The sequence below is a fragment of the Terriglobia bacterium genome, from assembly GCA_020073185.1.
Taxonomy (GTDB): Bacteria; Acidobacteriota; Terriglobia; order Terriglobales; family Acidobacteriaceae; genus JAIQGF01.
On record JAIQFT010000011.1, the window covers coordinates 31,894 to 47,807 of the forward strand.

Here is a 15,914-nt window from a genome sequence, read left to right on the forward strand (position 1 = left end):
TAAGGCAAATTCCGTCCGCACCCTCACGTCTTCCGATCTAGGCAAGCTCGCGAATGCTGCGCTACCTTCTTGGCCCGGAGGCAGCAGGGTCACGTTCGTGCTGCGCGATCCCACCACCCCAGCTATGAAGATCGCACTGGGAAAAATCTTCGGCGCCGCCCCCGATCGGGTCAAATCGCTCCTGGCCGCCAATCCGGGCTACTTCGCGATCGTGAACAGCGATGCCGAGGTCATCCGCTTGGTGGAAAGTCTTCCCGGCGCCGTCGGCCTGATCGACATCTACTCTATCACCAGCAGCGTCAACGTCGTGAAGCTCAACGGCAAGCTGCCGCTGGAACCCGGCTACGCGCTGCACGGGAATTAGGCCCACGGTTCTCGCTTGTCGGTTCACGGTTTCTCGGGGGTTGCGGCAGGTGCTTGTGTTACCGAGTACCGACTACCGAAAACCGATAACCGACAACCCTAATGACGAGCCGCCACCGTTATAATGTCAACGTGCCGAAGTACTCCATCGTCATTCCTCTACACAACGAGCAGGAAAACGTCACCGATCTCTATGACCGCCTGAAGGTGGTCATGGAAGCCCAGCCCGATTCCTTCGAGCTGGTCTTCGTGGATGATGGCAGCACTGACGGCACCTTCCGCCTGCTGCGCGAAATCGTGGCCGTGGACAGCCGCGTGGTGGTAGTGAAGCTGCGGCGCAATTTCGGACAGACGCCGGCGCTGGCCGCCGGATTCGACCATGCCCGCGGCGAATACGTCATCGCCATGGACGGCGACCTGCAGCACGATCCGGTCGACATTCCGCGCTTTCTGGAAAAACTCGCCGAGGGCTACGACATCGTCAGCGGCTGGCGCAAGGAGCGCATTGACAACCTCTGGCTCCGCCGCATTCCCTCGCGCTGCGCCAACTGGCTGATGGCGAAATTGAGCGGCGTGGATATCCACGACTTCGGCACCACCTTCAAAGCGTACCGCCGCGAACTGCTGGCGCAGGTGCCGCTCTATGGCGAACTGCACCGCTTCATTCCCGCGCTGGCCTCATGGCATGGCGCCACCATCTGCGAGATTCCGATCAAGAACACGGTGCGGGAGCGCGGCGAGTCGCACTACGGCCTGGGGCGCGCCTTCCGCGTCTTCTTCGACCTGATCACCATCCGCTTCCTGCTGCGCTACCTGTCGCGCCCACTGCACTTCTTCGGCACCATAGGCATGATCAGCAATGTGGCTGGACTGGGCATCGCTATTTTTCTGATGGTGAAGAAGCTAATCACCGGCGGATCGATCATGGCCGAACACGGTCCGCTGATGATCTTCGGCGCGGTGCTGATCATCGCCGGCGTGCAGATGCTGGCGCTGGGTCTGCTCGGCGAGTTGCACGTCCACCACTACTACGGCTCGCAGGGCCAGGCCGCGCCCTATTCCGTGGACCGCGTCTTCAAAGCCAGCGATCAGTCGGCGGTTACGGAATAGGATTTTTGCCATCGGCCATCACCTGTAAGTTTAGCCAAACAAGTAATAAGCGCTGTTCTCAACAGTTACAGCCATGACATAGACTGTGGATATGCTGCCGATATTGAGCACGGCACTCCGACAGGCGATGCGAGATGGCGCGACTCGAGGGGTTCTGGCGTTTGCAATTTTGGCGCTGTTGTTGGCAAACTGCGCCGTCGGACAGCAGAAGGAAACACTCGCTGATGTACTGGCTCGCAACTCGATTCCCAGCGACACAGCGCCAATCCCGCGCTTGTATTCGCCTGTAACCGGCTACGCTGTGTTAAACGACTCGCGGCAGTTCTTCATCGCCTACTACTTGGCTGGAGAGAATGAGGAGCTGCATTTTCCATTGTTTCTCTCGCGGCTTGACAAACGAACCGGTGGGTGGCGCAAGGCAGAGCTGAAGGACATAAGAGTTTCGATTCCAGATGAAACAAGCAGCCGCACACGCACCGATTACTGCCTCGGTTCCGTGCTGAGAGTTCAGGAAAAGGAAGACCACTATTACCTGGACCTTCACGTGAATCCGTCGGCTGGGTGCCTTCTCATTTTGAAGCAGGACTTCACAGTCGAGAACTTGCTGCCCGGCTGGGACGTAGCATTCTTGAAAGGCGCCGTCCTTTGGGAGCGGAACATGATCCATTTCGCCCCAACTCATCCGGCGCAACTTTGGTTGTACGAAGTAGCAACGGGGCGATCGGAGCGGGTGTATCCGCAAACCCGCGACCCGTTGCGTGAGGATTTCAAACATCGGCTCGCGGATGTGATTGATCGCAACAAATGTCGGAAATACAACTGGTCATGCAATCCAGACCAGTTCGGCAGCGACATCGAAGCTGTCGAAGTCAGCAACCAGACCGCGGCATTTGCCGTCCGAGTAGGATTCTCAACCGACGGCTTTTTGACGCGTGAGGAGGCTGAGGACTCGGGCGCGTGGTACGACGACGAATACGTTTACATTTACCGCTTACAGCCTTTCGACTGGCGGGCTGTCTCGATCTATGATCTGAAACCAAGCGTCGGTACGGATTCGCTGAAAGAACTTCTCACTCCAGAGAAGCTGCGCGTCATTTTTCAACATTAGCGCGACTTGGAAGTTGCAACTGTGGTGAAATCGCCCTACTGCCATCGACCATCGACCCCGTGACGCTCATCACTGCACCTTTCCACGATGATGTCATAAGTTAATCGTTTCCTCCGAAGCCGCCCGGAGGGGCTATATAATGGCAACTCTTACTATGCAAAAAACAGCTCGTGTCACTCCTGCACTGCGCCTGGCCAAGCGGATGTCGCGGCTGGGCACCGAGACCGCCTTCGAAGTGCTGGTCCGGGCGCGCGCCCTGGAAGCGCAGGGCAAGAGCGTTATCCACCTGGAAATCGGCGAGCCCGATTTCGATACGCCCGCCAACATTATCGAAGCCGGCGCCAACGCCCTGCACCAGGGCTGGACCCACTATGGCCCATCGCCGGGCCTGCCTGAACTTCGCCAGACCATCGCCGATTATGTCTCCCGCACCCGCAACGTGAAGGTGGTGCCGGAAGAAGTGGTGGTCGTCCCCGGTGGCAAGCCGATCATGTTCTACGTCCTCACCGCGCTCGCCGAAGAGGGCGATGAGGTTATCTATCCCAACCCGGGCTTTCCCATCTACGAGTCCATGATCAATTTTGTGGGCGCCAAGGCCGTGCCCATCCAGTTGCGCGAAGAGCTGGATTTTCGCCTCGACGTCAACGAGATCGCCTCCAAGATCACCAGCCACACCCGGCTCATCATTCTCAACTCGCCGCACAATCCCACCGGCGGCGTGCTGACGAAGAAGGACGTGCTCGACATCGCCGCCGCCATCGGCGATCGCGACATCATGGTCCTTTCCGACGAAATTTACAGCCGCCTGCTCTTCGAAGGCGAGCCCTTCTCCATCATGTCGGTGGACGATTTCAAAGACCGCACCATCCTGCTCGACGGCTTCTCCAAGACCTACGCCATGACCGGATGGCGCATGGGCTACGGTGTCATGCGCGCCGACCTGGTAACCCAGATCGCGCGCCTGCAGACCAACGCCGTCTCCTGCACCGCCAGCTTCACCCAGATGGCGGGTGTGGAAGCGCTGAAGGGCGACCAAAGCGCGGTCGACAAAATGCGCAACGAGTTCATGCGCCGCCGCGACTACATGGTCGACCGCCTGAACCGCATCAAGGGGTTCTCCTGCCGCTTGCCCAAGGGCGCGTTCTACGTCTTTCCCAACATCACCAAGACCGGCTGGCCTTCGAAGAAGCTGGCCGACGCGCTGCTGGAGCAGGCGGGCGTCGCCGGACTCAGCGGCACTTCCTTTGGCGCCTTCGGCGAAGGCTATCTCCGCTTCAGCGTCGCCAATTCCATGGAAAACATCCAGAAGGCCCTGGATCGGATCGAAGACTGGACGAAGAAGAATCTGTAAGTTGTGTCATTCCGAGCGTAGCGAGGAATCTGCTTTTGCGGGCCGCCTCGGCGGCCCATGTTTCTTTTCTCACTTTACTTCACGAAGACTGTCGCTGTGCTGGGAGAGTCCTGTGCCGCCGTCGGGGTAGCCCAGGCGGTGATGCGCCGTCGCGCCTCAGCCGCCATCATGGTCACCGCGTAGCCCGCCAGGCATGCCAGCAGCGGCTCGGCGGGCAAACGGAAGCGCAGGTCGGCGTGCGTCAGGTAGTAGGGAATCGGGTAGAACACCAGGGGAAGCGCATACAGCCACATCAACTCCCGATCATGACGCGCCAGCAGCAAAAGTCCCAACAAGCCCATCAACGTTGTGGGGAGCACGATAGCAGCGTAGCCGGAGTCGTACACGCCACCCCAGAAGCAGCCCATGCGAAACCGAGTCAGACGCAGGAACTCGGCCGGGTGCTGTTCAATAAACACCACCGCCAGATGTTGCTTCCATGCCATGTACTCGCCCTCGCCGCGCTGCCGGTACTGGTGCATCTCCGCCGTATTGCCCAGCGGATGCAGCAGGACGCGGAAAAAACCGTCGGCTCCTTCATGATTGCCCACCCACAGTTCCAGACCGTAATTGCTGCGCACCGGCACTAGGCGGTGGAACAGCCGGTAATTGCGCGCTGCCCAGGGCCCCATAATGGCAATCAGCACCATCGCCGCCACCACCGCATTTCTGCGCCAGGCCGTCCGGCGACGCTGCTGTCGCCAACAAGCCCAGGCTAACAACACTCCATAGATGGTCAGCAGAGATGGGTTGACCAGCGCCCCCGTTCCCCACAGCGCGCCATGCAGCAGCCACATCTTCCAGCCACCGGTTTCGAGATAGCTGGCCACCAGGCATCCCACAGCCGCCAGCAGAATGGTCAAGCTGGTGTCCCAGACGTGGAAGGTAGACGATAGAATGACCGGCGGATACAGCGCCCAAACCCACGCCCCAATGACTCCCGCGTTCTCCCCCACCGTCTTTTTGGCAAGATGGAAGATGACCAGGCCCGTGGCCGCCGAGAACACCAGGTTCAAGCCCACCGCCACCATCGCCGAGGCCGGTGTCATCGTGCCGAATACCCGGAAGATCACCGACAACAAAGCGGGGTAGCCAGGCGGCACGGCCGCCGTGGGTCCGGTCGGCTGCTGAAAGGGCGAGCTGAATCCGTTTCCGCTGGCCAGACTTGCCGCGGCATGTGCCATCTCGTAACCCATGTCCCAGACGACGGTGAGCCGATAACCACCGAAGCCAAAGTAATAGACGGCAACGGCCACTCGGACTGCCAGTGCAGCGCAGGCAATGCCAACGCCCGAGCGAACGAATCGGTTGTGCATAGGGCTGCGCGACGGTGCCACGGATACTTGGCGCGCGCAAGTAACGACGGTGCTGGCGCTGCCGGCGGCCGTCGCCGAGCCGAGAACGTTGCGCTATCACTCCCCCTTGTGACATCACTCACTGACCCCCTGCGGCGCCAAGGAATACGGTTAGCAGTTCGACAGCGCTTGTCTGTTCCGGCCTTGCGCCTTGTGCCTCAGAGGGGAGAGCTTCCATGCCAATCACCGATTCCATCACCGGCAAGCTCGTGCGCGACGACTCCATCGAACAACTCAAGGAAGCCGCCAACCTTTTGCGCGGCTACGATCTGGTCGCGCTCTGCGCCGCTGCCAGCGGCCATGCCGGCGGGACGCTCTCCATCATGGACATCGCCGCCGCCCTCTACTTCAAGGTGCTCCAGCACGACCCCAAGAATGCCAACTGGAAAGATCGCGACCGCGTCATCTGGTCCACCGGCCACAAGGCGCCCTGTCTCTACCTCGCGCTCGGCATGTCCGGCTACTTCAACCTGGACGAGGTGGTCACCTTGCGCAAGCTCTACTCTCCCTTCCAGGGTCACCCGCATTGGCTGAAGCTGCCCGGCGTCGAAGCCTCCACCGGTTCGTTGGGACAAGGTCTGAGCATCGCCGTCGGCCTGGCGCTGGCCGGCCGCCTCAACCAGAAGAGCTACACCACCTTCTGCATCATGGGTGACGGCGAGCAGCAGGAAGGCCAGGTCTGGGAAGCCGCCATGGAAGCCGGCCACTACCACCTCGATAACCTGGTCGGCATTATCGACTACAACCGCCTGCAGATTGACGGCCGCGTACGCGAGGTCATGAACATCGACCCCATCGACGACAAGTACCGCAGTTTCGGCTGGGATGTGCTGCGCATCAACGGCCACGACATGGACCAGGTAGTGCTGGCGCTGCAGCAGGGCAAAGAGCGTGCCGGCACGGGCAAGCCGCTGGCCATCATCGCCGAAACCATCAAGGGCAAGGGTGTCAGCTTCTGCGAAGACGTTGCCGGCTGGCACGGCAAGGCTCCCAACCTCGAGGAAACCAAGAAAGCTCTCGCCGAACTCGGCCTCATGGAAAAAATTCCCCTCGACGCGCTGCTCGCCAAGGCCAAGGCGTACCAGGCAACCGTGGAATCCAAGCTGTTCGAAAAGATGCCGCGCTTCAAGCGCGACTACTGGTGGAACAACTCAGTGGACATGCAAGCCAAGATGAGGCCCACGCGCATGGGCTTCGGTGAATCTCTCGCCGTCAACGGCGCCGACGAGCGCGTCGTCGCTCTCGGTCTCGATATCTCTGGCTCCATCACCATCAGCGAGTTCTACAATGGCAAGCCCGAGCGCAAGCCGCGCTGGCTGAGCATGGGCATTGCCGAGCAGTCCGCCACCGCGGTCGCTGCCGGGCTGGCGCGGGAAGGGAAGCTGCCAGTGTTCGGCACCTACGCCACCTTTGCCGCCGCCCGCAACCTGGACCAGATACGCACCACCATTTGCTATGGCAACTTCAACGTGCTGATCGCCGGAGCGCACGGCGGAGTTTCCGTGGGTCCCGACGGCGCGACCCACCAGGCGCTGGAAGACCTGTTCTCGATCTGCGGCCTGCCCAACATGGTTGCGGTGGTGCCCTGCGATGCGGTTGAAACGCGCAAGGCCACCGACTACCTACTGATGCAGCACGTCGGTCCCAAGTACATCCGTTTCGCCCGCGAGGCCACGCCCATCGTCACCAAGCGCGACACGCCGTTCGTTTTCGGCAAAGCCAATGTGATCCGCTTCCGCCGCGAGTCGCAGGACTTCATCGAGGCCTTCGACACCGTGCTGGCCTCGCACTACCTCGACGAAGACGAAGACCTCTCCATCATCGCCTGCGGTCCCATGGTGCCCGAGGCCATGCGCGCCGCCTACATCCTCAAGCAGGACTTCGGCTACGAAACCCGCGTCGTCAACCTGCACACCATGAAGCCGGTGGATGAGGCCGCGATCATCCGCGCCGCCAAGGAGACCGGTATCGTGATCACCGCCGAGGAGCACCAGATCGGCGCCCTGGCCTGGCGCGTCAGCAATGTCATCACCGCCAGCCCCGAACTCTACGGCAAACCCGTCATCACCGGCGCTATCGGCGTGCAGGACCGCTTCGGCGACTCTGGCGCGCCCTGGGAATTGATCAAGGAATTCGAAGTTTCCGCCGAGCACATCGCCCACAAGGCATTGGAGCTGATGAAGCTCAAGCTGCGCCATAAGATTACGATGCGGATTGAACTCGCCGAACTCGCCGGCCACCGCAACTGAGGAAGAATGCTGGAGCGCGCTCGCTATACACGGAACTTGAGACGCGGCGGCCGCTCCGGCCGCCGCTCGCATCACTCGATCTGCACGCCAACTCCCAACTCCTAACTACTGCCTTTTCAGCACCAGCGTCGACCCCGGTTGCGCGAACGCCACTTCCGTCACCTTGCCGCCTTCCATCTTGAAGGTCAGCGTCGTGCCGCTCAGTTTCTTTGCCGCGAACGTCGTGCCGCGCACCGGCTCCAGCTCGTACATCGTGCCGTTTGGCGTGGTAAAGGTCAGCACGTTGTCTGGCCGCAGCGTAATCAGGAACTTGAAGTCGCTCAGCGTGTACGTACCCGCCAGCGGCTCCAGGAATGGCCTCTCCTTCATGCGCCGGTCCGGTAGCCGCGTGAACACGATGTCCTTCACGTCCGGCTGCAGCGGCGACGACACGCTGGCGATGTTTCCGTCCCAATCACTGTTGAACATCAGTTGCGTCCGTTCCAGCCGGTCGAGCGCGTTCTTGGGCACGCGCCACACGTCGTAATGCCAGTGCTTGGCCACCGACGTGAACCCATGCCAGCTCATCTTCAGGTCGTCGCCATTGCCGCTGCGCTCGATCGCAACCACGCCGTAGGCCGGGTGCTGGTACTCTCCCACGTAATCCTCGATCGGATGCGAATGCTTCGTCCCCTCCACCCGCGGAACGTAGTTCTTCTTCTCAGCTTCCTCTTCCGACGCCTTGCCCGCCTTATAGCGCGCGAATAGGCGATGGTTCCAGTCCACCGGATCCATGCCCAGCATCCGGTCATAGATGTTGTAGGTGAGCACTTCGCGCAACTGGGTCGCGTCCATGTTGGTGAGTACGATGGACCCGGCGTTGTCATCCGGCAGGAACGACAGCAGCAGCGAGAACCCGTCCAGGTTACCGCCGTGATGCACAAACTTGTGCCCTCGATACGTCGTCACGAACAGCCCCATGCCGTAGTTCAGGTAACCCAACTCCTTGTCCACGCCGGACGTCGCGATCACCATCTGCGGTGTGGTCATCTGGCGGATGTCAGGCTGCGAGATGATCTGCGTGTCTCCGTGTTTGCCCTTGTTGAGGTACAGCAACAGGTACTGCGTCATGTCTTCGAGGTTGGAATTGATGCTGCCCGCCGGCCCCACATCATCGGCCTTCAAGATCGGAATTTCGTGCACCACCTCCTTGTCGTCCTTCTGGTAGGCGTGCGCGTAATCGGGCGATTTCTTCGAATCGTCCACGCTGAAGTTCGAGCTCGTCATTCCCAGCGGTCGGAAAATGCGCTGCCGCACCGCATCTTCCCACGACGTCCCGTTCAGCTTGCCTCCCATGTACCCCGCCGTCAGGAACATCAGGTTGTTGTACTGGAACTGCTGCCGCAGGTCCTTGCTCTTCTCCAGGTAGCGCAGCATATAGATCAGCTCGGGCCGCGTGCGTTCGATGTGGTACCAGGAGGCGTCGTGACGCGGCATGCCGGTGCGGTGCGTTACCAAATCGCGCGGCGTTACCCGCGCCGTCAGCACGTCGTCCTCGAGCCGGAACTCGGGCAGATAATCGCGCACCGGCTTGTCCCAGTCCAGCTTGCCCTCGGTGGAAAGCGAAGCCAGCGTCGCCACCGTGAACGACTTCGTGATGGAAGCAATCGGGAACATGGACTTGGTCGTCAGCGGCAGCTTGTTCTCCACGTCGCGCCAGCCATAGGCCTTGCTGAGGATGACTTTGCCGTCCTTGACGATCGCGATCGCCACCCCCGGTACTTGCCAGTCTTTCATTGCCTGCTGCACGAAAGTGTCGAAGTCCCCCAATCCAGGCGTGGCCGTGGCTATCGCGCCCGGTTTCGGCGTCTGCGCCGCCGTCTTTCCCGGCTGCGCTTTCTGTTGACGCCCCTGCTGCGGCGTCGGCCCCTGCTGCCCCAATGACGTAGTGACTAGAATGACCCCGAATACGAACACACTTATGCTGCGCCTGCGCATGTGCCCTCCGAAGGTAAGATTTTGCTTTGAACCAAGCGCAGAATTATAGCTGGGGTGCAGCTCAGATCGCCCGATCGCTAGAGCAGTTTCAAAAATGGTGCAGTCTTCTGTGATTGGCCGTCTCGCAGGGACGCGGCTTTGGCCGCACCGAACGAAATTCTGACTTACCGTGGAAAGGCGCGGCTCTAGAGCAGTTTAAGAATTGCTGTAGCCGCCGACGAACTGTTCTTTGAAGGAGTTCGTCTGGCCTACCGTGGAAGGGCACGGCTTCAGCCGTGCTGGCAGGGCACCAAGCAAATTGGGCTTTAGCCCCTGAGGCGACCTGCTTAGCTAGCCATGCTCTGCTCGTGGAGAAATCGCTCGCGCGTATCGTGTCGGGAAATCTTGCCCGCTGTACTCTTTACAATCCACCGTTCCGGCACCACCGACACCCAACGTGGCGCGATTCCAATCGCCGCCAACACCAGGCTCCGGATTTCTTGCTCCAGGCTGCGCGCGCGGGCGGGTTCGTATTCACCCCTCATTTCGGCCACCACCGCGACCATTTCCGTCCCATACTCCTCATGCGCTACCCCAAACGCAACCACGCGCCCGGTATAAATACCCTCCAGGGAGTTGACGACAGTTTCGATATCCTCCGGAAACACGTTTTGCCCGGCATTGATGATGATGTCTTTTGTTCTGCCGATCACGTACAGCTCATCCTCCAACATAAAACCGTAATCGCCGGTTTGATAGAAACCGTCCTTGCCGATGTAACTGTCATCCGCTTTCCCGTTCGACCAGTATCCGGAGAATAAAGAGGGGGTCTTGATATGAATCTCGCCTGCCGTGCCGTCGGGACAAGGCTCTCCGGAAGCGGCGACAATTCTGATTTGCATATCGGGCAGCGCCACACCCGACGAAACGTACACGCGGTCGAGCACGTGGAAGGCGAGATCGGAGTACGATGAACCTCGGTCGCTTACTTCCTGCCGCGGTACCGTCCTGACCCGCCGGCCAACTGGTGACTGGGTTACGGCAAACACATTCTCCGCCATGGCATAGCACGCCTGCAAAGACTCTCTCTGCACACCCCAGTCTGCAAATTTCCCCGCGAAGGCGTCCAGCGACGCCAGCCGCACCGGCTCGGAGCAGTTGATCCACCCTCGCACATGCTGCAGCGAGTAGCGTCCGCTCATCGTTGCTCTTCTCTCTGCCAGATAGGAAAAGGCGAAATTGGGAAGCCAACAGAATGTCCCCGCATACCGGTCCATATATCGAAACAGCAGCTCGGGAGCCAGCAGCCAGTCGTTGTTGGCGAGCTGCAGTGACGGCGCCCCGCACCAAAGCGGTAGCCATAGGCATGCAATCAGGCCCATATCGTGGTACAGCGGAAGCCAGGAGACGACGCCGTCATGGTCGGAAAAATCCAGCATCCTCGCCAACCTGCTGAGCTGTTCCTGGAGCATTCGCGGGCCCACTGCCACCGCCTTCTGCAGTCCGGTTGTGCCGCCGGAAAACTGGACAAACAATGCGTCTGCGGGAGCCGACAGAGCACCTGTTGCAGGCAAGGCCGGGCTCAGCTGCAGCCGCGGCTGCGAAGTACAAAACATTCGATCGTGATCGGCCGCGTGGGGAACGTCGCATCCCGTGACACGATAAGTCATGTCACCGCGTAAGTTGTCCGCCAACCCTGGGGTTGTGATCAACTGCGACGCCGGGAGTTGCCGCAACTGGTAGACCAGATTGCGCCGGTATTTCTCTGCGTCGATCCGCCGTGTTGGCCAGGGCAAAATCGCTGGACAGTACCCCTCAAGGATCAGACCCAAATGTAACAAGAACAGTTCTACCGAGTGCGGAAGCAGAAGCAGTACGAGGTTGTTTGCTTGCACCTGTGCGGATCGGCTGGCGATGCTCCTGCTGGCCGCCAAAATCTCTCTCCCACTAAGCTCGAAGGGATGATCAAAAGCGGGAGCTGTGACTATCCTTAGCAAGATTCGTTCGCCGGCAGCTTCGAGTTTGCTCTGCAGCTCTCGACGAAAGTCTGACAAATCCATAAAGCGCTCGGGGCCTGCGTGGGGCGTACTTGTAAGGGTCAGTGAACTGATGAAAAGCGCTGGGCGGGCGCTGCAGAAAATGCGGGCTTCGCCAGCAGCGTATCGTCGTTGTTCTGGCCGGCCGCAACCCCAGCCACAAAACGGAAAACGGGGACCTGGCCGCTAATTTCGCTGGATTTGTGCCGCGCGGCGGTGACCAATTCGGGAAGCCGTTCCTTCTCCCGTGCAAGAAAATATGCGCCGTAATCACGCCGCGGGTAGAGCATGGTGTGCGGAAGCTGCGGGAGGTAATCATGCCCTGCCCAAAACTGAAGGATTTCCTCGATCGCAACGAAATCAAGTACGAACTCATCCACCACCCGACTACCTACACGGCGCAGCTCACGGCGGCGTCCTCACACGTGACCGCGGACGAACTGGCGAAGGTCGTCATGGTCAGCCGCGACGGCAAGCTGGCCATGGCGGTGGTGCCGGCCTCGCAGCGGGTGGACATCACCGCGCTGCACACCGCCAGCGGGGCGGTCTCATTGCGCCTGGCCAGCGAATTGGAGTTCAAACAGCAGTTCCCGGACTGCGATGCCGGCGCCATGCCACCCTTTGGCAACCTGTACGGCATGGACGTGTTCGTGGACGAGGGACTGGTGAAGCAGGCGCGGATCGCCTTCAACGCCGGCTCGCATGACGAGGTGATGCGCCTGGCATACCAAGACTTTGTGCGCCTGGTGCAGCCCAAGGTGCTGCGCTTTGCGAGCACGGCGGAGCGGCCGCCGCGCCTCCGGCTCGACGACCGCATCTGGTGACCGCGGCCACAATTCGCAGTACACTCTGCGCCCTGGAGAGGTACAACTGTCTCTGAGCCCGGTTACGCATTTTTGCCTGGCTGGGTGCTAATCGCTTCTAGAACCCCATTGCGGTGCCGATTTCCTCCTCTATCGCCTGCGCGTCCTCGTCAGAAATCTCCACGAACTCCACCCCGATTCCGACCCCAGGCAGGCAATAGCGGACCTCGCCGCGCGCTTTCACGGTGTGGCCGGAGCGGCTCAAACGGAATTCGACCTTGAGCACCGCGCCCTCGGGAAAGTAGGTCGGAATGTGAATGAACATGCCCCGCGAGCTGATATCGGGGGCGCGGATTTCCATCTGCTCGCTCCGCCCCTCGTACATGATGTTCAGGCCGCGATAGGTGGCGTAGCGCTCGAACTCGCGCGTGGGGACGCCATGCTGTTGCCCGTCGGAACTCATGCCAGGACTCCTTCCGCGCGTTTGCGCGCGATGGGAGCGGCGGCTTGGCGCGTGCCGGCGCCGCAATAGGGACAGAACAAGAACGCCGGGGCGAGCGCGCGTCCGCAACTGCGGCAGCGCACGGTCAACGCGTTGTCGAACGGCACAACGCGCAGCACCTCTTCCATGGTGGTGATGCCCAGCTTCACCTTTTCCAGCGCATCTTCTTGCATGAGGCGCATGCCGCCGCTGCGCGCCAGGTTGCGAATCTCCTCATCGCGCGCTCCGGAGCGGATGGCGGAGCGGATCTGCTCGTCCAGCAGCAACAGTTCGTAGATGCCGACCCGGCCCTTGTAGCCGGAGTTGTCGCACTCGGCGCACCCCACCGGAACGTAGGCGTTGCTCCCGAAATCCACGATGCCGGCGGCCAGCAGGCGCGCGCCATATTCTTCCGGCATCGGCGCCATGTCGCGGCAGCCGCACAGCTTGCGCACCAGGCGCTGCGCTACCACCGCGGTGACCGAGGCGGCGATCATGAACGAGGGCACGTTGAGGTCGAGCAGGCGGGTGATGGCCGCAATGCTGTCGTTGGTGTGCAGCGTGGACAGCACCAGGTGGCCGGTTTGGGCGGCCTGCAACGCGATCTCGGCCGTTTCCTGGTCGCGAATCTCGCCCACCATGATGATGTTGGGGTCCTGCCGCAGCATGGAGCGGAGGCAGCCGGCAAAGGTCAGCCCGGCCTTGGGATTTACCTGCACTTGGTTGATGTCTTCAACGCGGTACTCGATCGGATCCTCGACCGTGATGATGTTGACCGAAGGCGAGCGCAGCACGTTGAGCGCGGCATAAAGCGTCGTGCTCTTGCCCGAGCCCGTCGGGCCGGTGACCAGCAGCATACCTTGCGGCGACGACAGGACCTGGCTTAGGGCAGCGGCGTTGTCGGGGGACAGACCCAGCTTTTCGAAGCCCACCCGGCTGGCGCCGGGATCGAGCAACCGCATCACTACCTTTTCGCCGGAGTGCGTCGGCAGCGTGGAAACGCGCAGGTCGAGATGGCTGTCGCCGATCTGCACCAGGAAGCGCCCGTCCTGCGGCACGCGGCGCTCGGAGATGTCCATGTCGGAGAGGATCTTGATGCGCGACACCAGAAAGGAGGTGAACTCCAGCGGAACGTGGGTCAGTTCGCGCAGCACGCCGTCCACGCGGATGCGGACCACCGTGCCCAACGGCTGCGGCTCGATGTGGATGTCGCTCGCCTTCTTGGTCGCCGCTGCCGATAGAATCGCCGACACCAGCCGCACTGCGGGGGTTTTTTCATTGCGCAGCTCGGCCTCGAATTCCGCCATCGCCGCCTTGCTGCGCTCGCTGGAACTGGCGGTGAAGAACTGCATGTTGGAAGTGTCAACCTGGTCAATGAACGGGACCGGCGGGCTGGGCGCTGACCCTTCCGTGCCCGGCTCGAGCTCGGCGTAACAGCGCTTGATGGCTTCTTCGATCTCCGCGCGGAACCCGAGCCGCGGCTCCACCTCGATGCCGGTGATAAATCGCAGATCGTCGAGGCTTTTCAGGTTTTGCGGCTCGGCCATCACCGCCACCATGCGGCGGCCCTCGCGCACCAGCGGCAGCACCACATAGCGCTCCGCTACCGCTTGCGGAACCAGTCTGAGGACCGCCTTCTCCACCGTAGCGAAGCGCGCGTCCACGTAACGGAAGCGTGTGACCTCCTCCAGAGCGGAGACGAGGTCCTCCTTGCCCACGAAGCCACGTTGGAACAGGAGTTCCCCCAACAGCGCCGAACCGTCTGCCTGCTGCTCCCCGAGAACCTGATCCAGGTCTTCCGCTTTCACGCGCTTGCGCTCGCGGAGCACCTCGCCTAGCCTTTTTCTTCTGCGTCCGGGTACGGTCACCCATTCATTATGTTCCGCGGAGCTGTTCCTGAATCTCAGGAAACACCGCCCTGGCATTCGTCTCATCCCAGTCCGGAACAGTTGCTCAATTTGGAACTGCTTTTGCCACTTTGGTGGGAGGCGGCGGGCTGGCTGGCTAGCTAGCTAGTGCCTTCTTAGAGGGATTTCTTTTTCCGGTAGACCACCTTCAGCCCCTCGTTGTCCAGGATGCGGCGGATTTGATGCTTGGCGTGAGTGGCCCAGGGCCCCGAACCGTCAAGCCGCACATAGGCGCGCCAGTGCTGCAAGGCCGGCCTGGGCTGCCGCGTTTTTTCGTAGGCCAGCGCCAGGTTGTAGTGCGCGTCGGCATAGGTGGGGGCCAATTGCAGCGCCGTCCTGTACGCCTTAATCGCTTCGCCGACGCGGCCGGTCTCGTCCAGCACGTTGCCCAGATCGAAGTAGGCCAGGGCGTAGCGCGGATCTACCTCCACCGCTTTGCGATAGTGTGTCTCGGCCAGTACGTAATCCTGACGGTTGTAATAGAGGGTGCCGAGGTTGATGTAGGCAGCGGCGTGCTGCGGGTCAATCTCCAGGACCTTCTTGTACGCTGCGATGGCCTCAACCTGCGAGCGCGGATCTTCCTCCAGGCCGACGCCGCGCGCAAAATACTCAGCCGACGTTTCCGCACGACGCATGCTCTTCACATTGCTGGGGACGACCCGCTCGGCAGCGTTGAAATCCATGACGAACTGGCCGCTGGTCGGTTCCAGGGCATGACCTTCGTGGCGGAACGCGACACGCGTTCCGGTGGAGAACGTGCCCGCCTCCAGCAGCGGGTTTTCCATCCCTGCGACCTGCTTCTGCATCGCCTGCAACGATTCCCGGATCACCGCGGATCGCACCCGCTTGGCGCGCAGGTCGCGGATCTTCTTCATCTGTAGGAGGTCGAAAAAAGTATAGTTGTCTGCGGCGGCGACCAGTCCGGCGTTCTGCCACTGCGCCAACTGTCGCGCCGTTATGCGCAGAATGCGAATTACGTCCGCTCGACGGTAACGGTGCACTGGGTTCGGTTGCGCAAACGCTCTACTTGGTTGATTATGGAAATGCCGCGAGACGAACGCAAGGGGAAAGTTTTCCTCAGTTGTTAGTAACTTGGAAAGATTCATTTCAGTCGGTCTAGTACTTCAGTTTCTTCTTGAAACCCGAATCTGACTTG

General features: G+C 61.0%; 13 protein-coding genes. 6 read left to right on the top strand and 7 right to left on the bottom strand.

Going from position 1 to position 15,914, the window contains the following annotated elements:
* Positions 1–97 precede the first annotated feature (97 nt).
* From LAN64_05315 to LAN64_05330, 4 genes are all read left to right on the top strand, one after another.
* Positions 98–364: a hypothetical protein gene (locus LAN64_05315; GenBank protein MBZ5567256.1), complete on the top strand. Its 267-nt coding sequence runs from the start codon at positions 98–100 to the stop codon at positions 362–364.
* A 131-nt stretch (positions 365–495) separates the two neighbouring features.
* Entirely contained in the window at positions 496–1,473 is a 978-nt protein-coding gene (locus tag LAN64_05320; protein ID MBZ5567257.1) for a glycosyltransferase family 2 protein, read from the top strand.
* 91 nt (positions 1,474–1,564) lie between these two features.
* Complete coding sequence (locus LAN64_05325; GenBank protein ID MBZ5567258.1) at positions 1,565–2,581, top strand: hypothetical protein; 1,017 nt, start codon at positions 1,565–1,567, stop codon at positions 2,579–2,581.
* Between the two features lie 154 nt (positions 2,582–2,735).
* Positions 2,736–3,932, top strand: coding sequence for a pyridoxal phosphate-dependent aminotransferase (locus LAN64_05330; GenBank protein MBZ5567259.1), 1,197 nt, complete (start codon positions 2,736–2,738; stop codon positions 3,930–3,932).
* 74 nt (positions 3,933–4,006) lie between these two features.
* Here LAN64_05330 and LAN64_05335 read toward each other — a convergent pair whose 3' ends face one another.
* A complete protein-coding gene (locus LAN64_05335; GenBank protein ID MBZ5567260.1) occupies positions 4,007–5,227 on the bottom strand; it encodes a glycosyltransferase family 39 protein in 1,221 nt (406 codons plus the stop codon).
* A gap of 275 nt (positions 5,228–5,502) precedes the next feature.
* On the opposite strand from LAN64_05335, the gene LAN64_05340 reads away from it, so the two are divergent.
* Positions 5,503–7,575 (top strand): transketolase, encoded by a 2,073-nt coding sequence (locus LAN64_05340; protein ID MBZ5567261.1) that lies wholly within the window; start codon positions 5,503–5,505, stop codon positions 7,573–7,575.
* Between the two features lie 105 nt (positions 7,576–7,680).
* Here LAN64_05340 and LAN64_05345 read toward each other — a convergent pair whose 3' ends face one another.
* The 3 genes from LAN64_05345 to LAN64_05355 form a co-directional block, all read right to left on the bottom strand.
* The gene (locus LAN64_05345) at positions 7,681–9,552 is read right to left on the bottom strand and encodes a serine hydrolase (GenBank protein MBZ5567262.1); all 1,872 of its coding nucleotides are present in this window, start codon (positions 9,550–9,552) and stop codon (positions 7,681–7,683) included.
* A 326-nt stretch (positions 9,553–9,878) separates the two neighbouring features.
* Positions 9,879–11,591 (bottom strand): AMP-binding protein, encoded by a 1,713-nt coding sequence (locus LAN64_05350; protein ID MBZ5567263.1) that lies wholly within the window; start codon positions 11,589–11,591, stop codon positions 9,879–9,881.
* Between the two features lie 38 nt (positions 11,592–11,629).
* Positions 11,630–11,857: a hypothetical protein gene (locus LAN64_05355; protein ID MBZ5567264.1), complete on the bottom strand. Its 228-nt coding sequence runs from the start codon at positions 11,855–11,857 to the stop codon at positions 11,630–11,632.
* 27 nt (positions 11,858–11,884) lie between these two features.
* Between LAN64_05355 and LAN64_05360 the strand changes: the two genes are divergently transcribed.
* On the top strand, positions 11,885–12,391 hold the full coding sequence (locus tag LAN64_05360; protein MBZ5567265.1) for a YbaK/EbsC family protein: 507 nt from the start codon (positions 11,885–11,887) through the stop codon (positions 12,389–12,391).
* A 97-nt stretch (positions 12,392–12,488) separates the two neighbouring features.
* Here the strand turns inward: LAN64_05360 and LAN64_05365 are convergent, their stop codons facing one another.
* The 3 genes from LAN64_05365 to LAN64_05375 all read right to left on the bottom strand — a co-directional run bounded on the left by LAN64_05365 (position 12,489) and on the right by LAN64_05375 (position 15,864).
* Positions 12,489–12,833: a PilZ domain-containing protein gene (locus LAN64_05365; GenBank protein ID MBZ5567266.1), complete on the bottom strand. Its 345-nt coding sequence runs from the start codon at positions 12,831–12,833 to the stop codon at positions 12,489–12,491.
* Positions 12,830–14,680 (bottom strand): Flp pilus assembly complex ATPase component TadA, encoded by a 1,851-nt coding sequence (gene tadA / locus LAN64_05370; protein MBZ5567267.1) that lies wholly within the window; start codon positions 14,678–14,680, stop codon positions 12,830–12,832. Before tadA ends, LAN64_05365 begins: the two co-directional genes overlap by 4 nt.
* 194 nt (positions 14,681–14,874) lie before the next feature.
* The gene (locus tag LAN64_05375) at positions 14,875–15,864 is read right to left on the bottom strand and encodes a tetratricopeptide repeat protein (GenBank protein MBZ5567268.1); all 990 of its coding nucleotides are present in this window, start codon (positions 15,862–15,864) and stop codon (positions 14,875–14,877) included.
* Positions 15,865–15,914: the final 50 nt, after the last annotated feature.

Coding starts and splice junctions, on each gene's coding strand:
- LAN64_05325 (MBZ5567258.1), top strand. CDS start 1,565: ATGCTGCCGATATTGAGCACGGCACTCCGACAGGCGATGCGAGATGGC.
- LAN64_05330 (MBZ5567259.1), top strand. CDS start 2,736: ATGCAAAAAACAGCTCGTGTCACTCCTGCACTGCGCCTGGCCAAGCGG.
- LAN64_05340 (MBZ5567261.1), top strand. CDS start 5,503: ATGCCAATCACCGATTCCATCACCGGCAAGCTCGTGCGCGACGACTCC.
- LAN64_05345 (MBZ5567262.1), bottom strand. CDS start 9,552: ATGCGCAGGCGCAGCATAAGTGTGTTCGTATTCGGGGTCATTCTAGTC.
- LAN64_05350 (MBZ5567263.1), bottom strand. CDS start 11,591: ATGGATTTGTCAGACTTTCGTCGAGAGCTGCAGAGCAAACTCGAAGCT.
- LAN64_05355 (MBZ5567264.1), bottom strand. CDS start 11,857: ATGCTCTACCCGCGGCGTGATTACGGCGCATATTTTCTTGCACGGGAG.
- LAN64_05360 (MBZ5567265.1), top strand. CDS start 11,885: ATGCCCTGCCCAAAACTGAAGGATTTCCTCGATCGCAACGAAATCAAG.
- LAN64_05365 (MBZ5567266.1), bottom strand. CDS start 12,833: ATGAGTTCCGACGGGCAACAGCATGGCGTCCCCACGCGCGAGTTCGAG.
- LAN64_05375 (MBZ5567268.1), bottom strand. CDS start 15,864: ATGAATCTTTCCAAGTTACTAACAACTGAGGAAAACTTTCCCCTTGCG.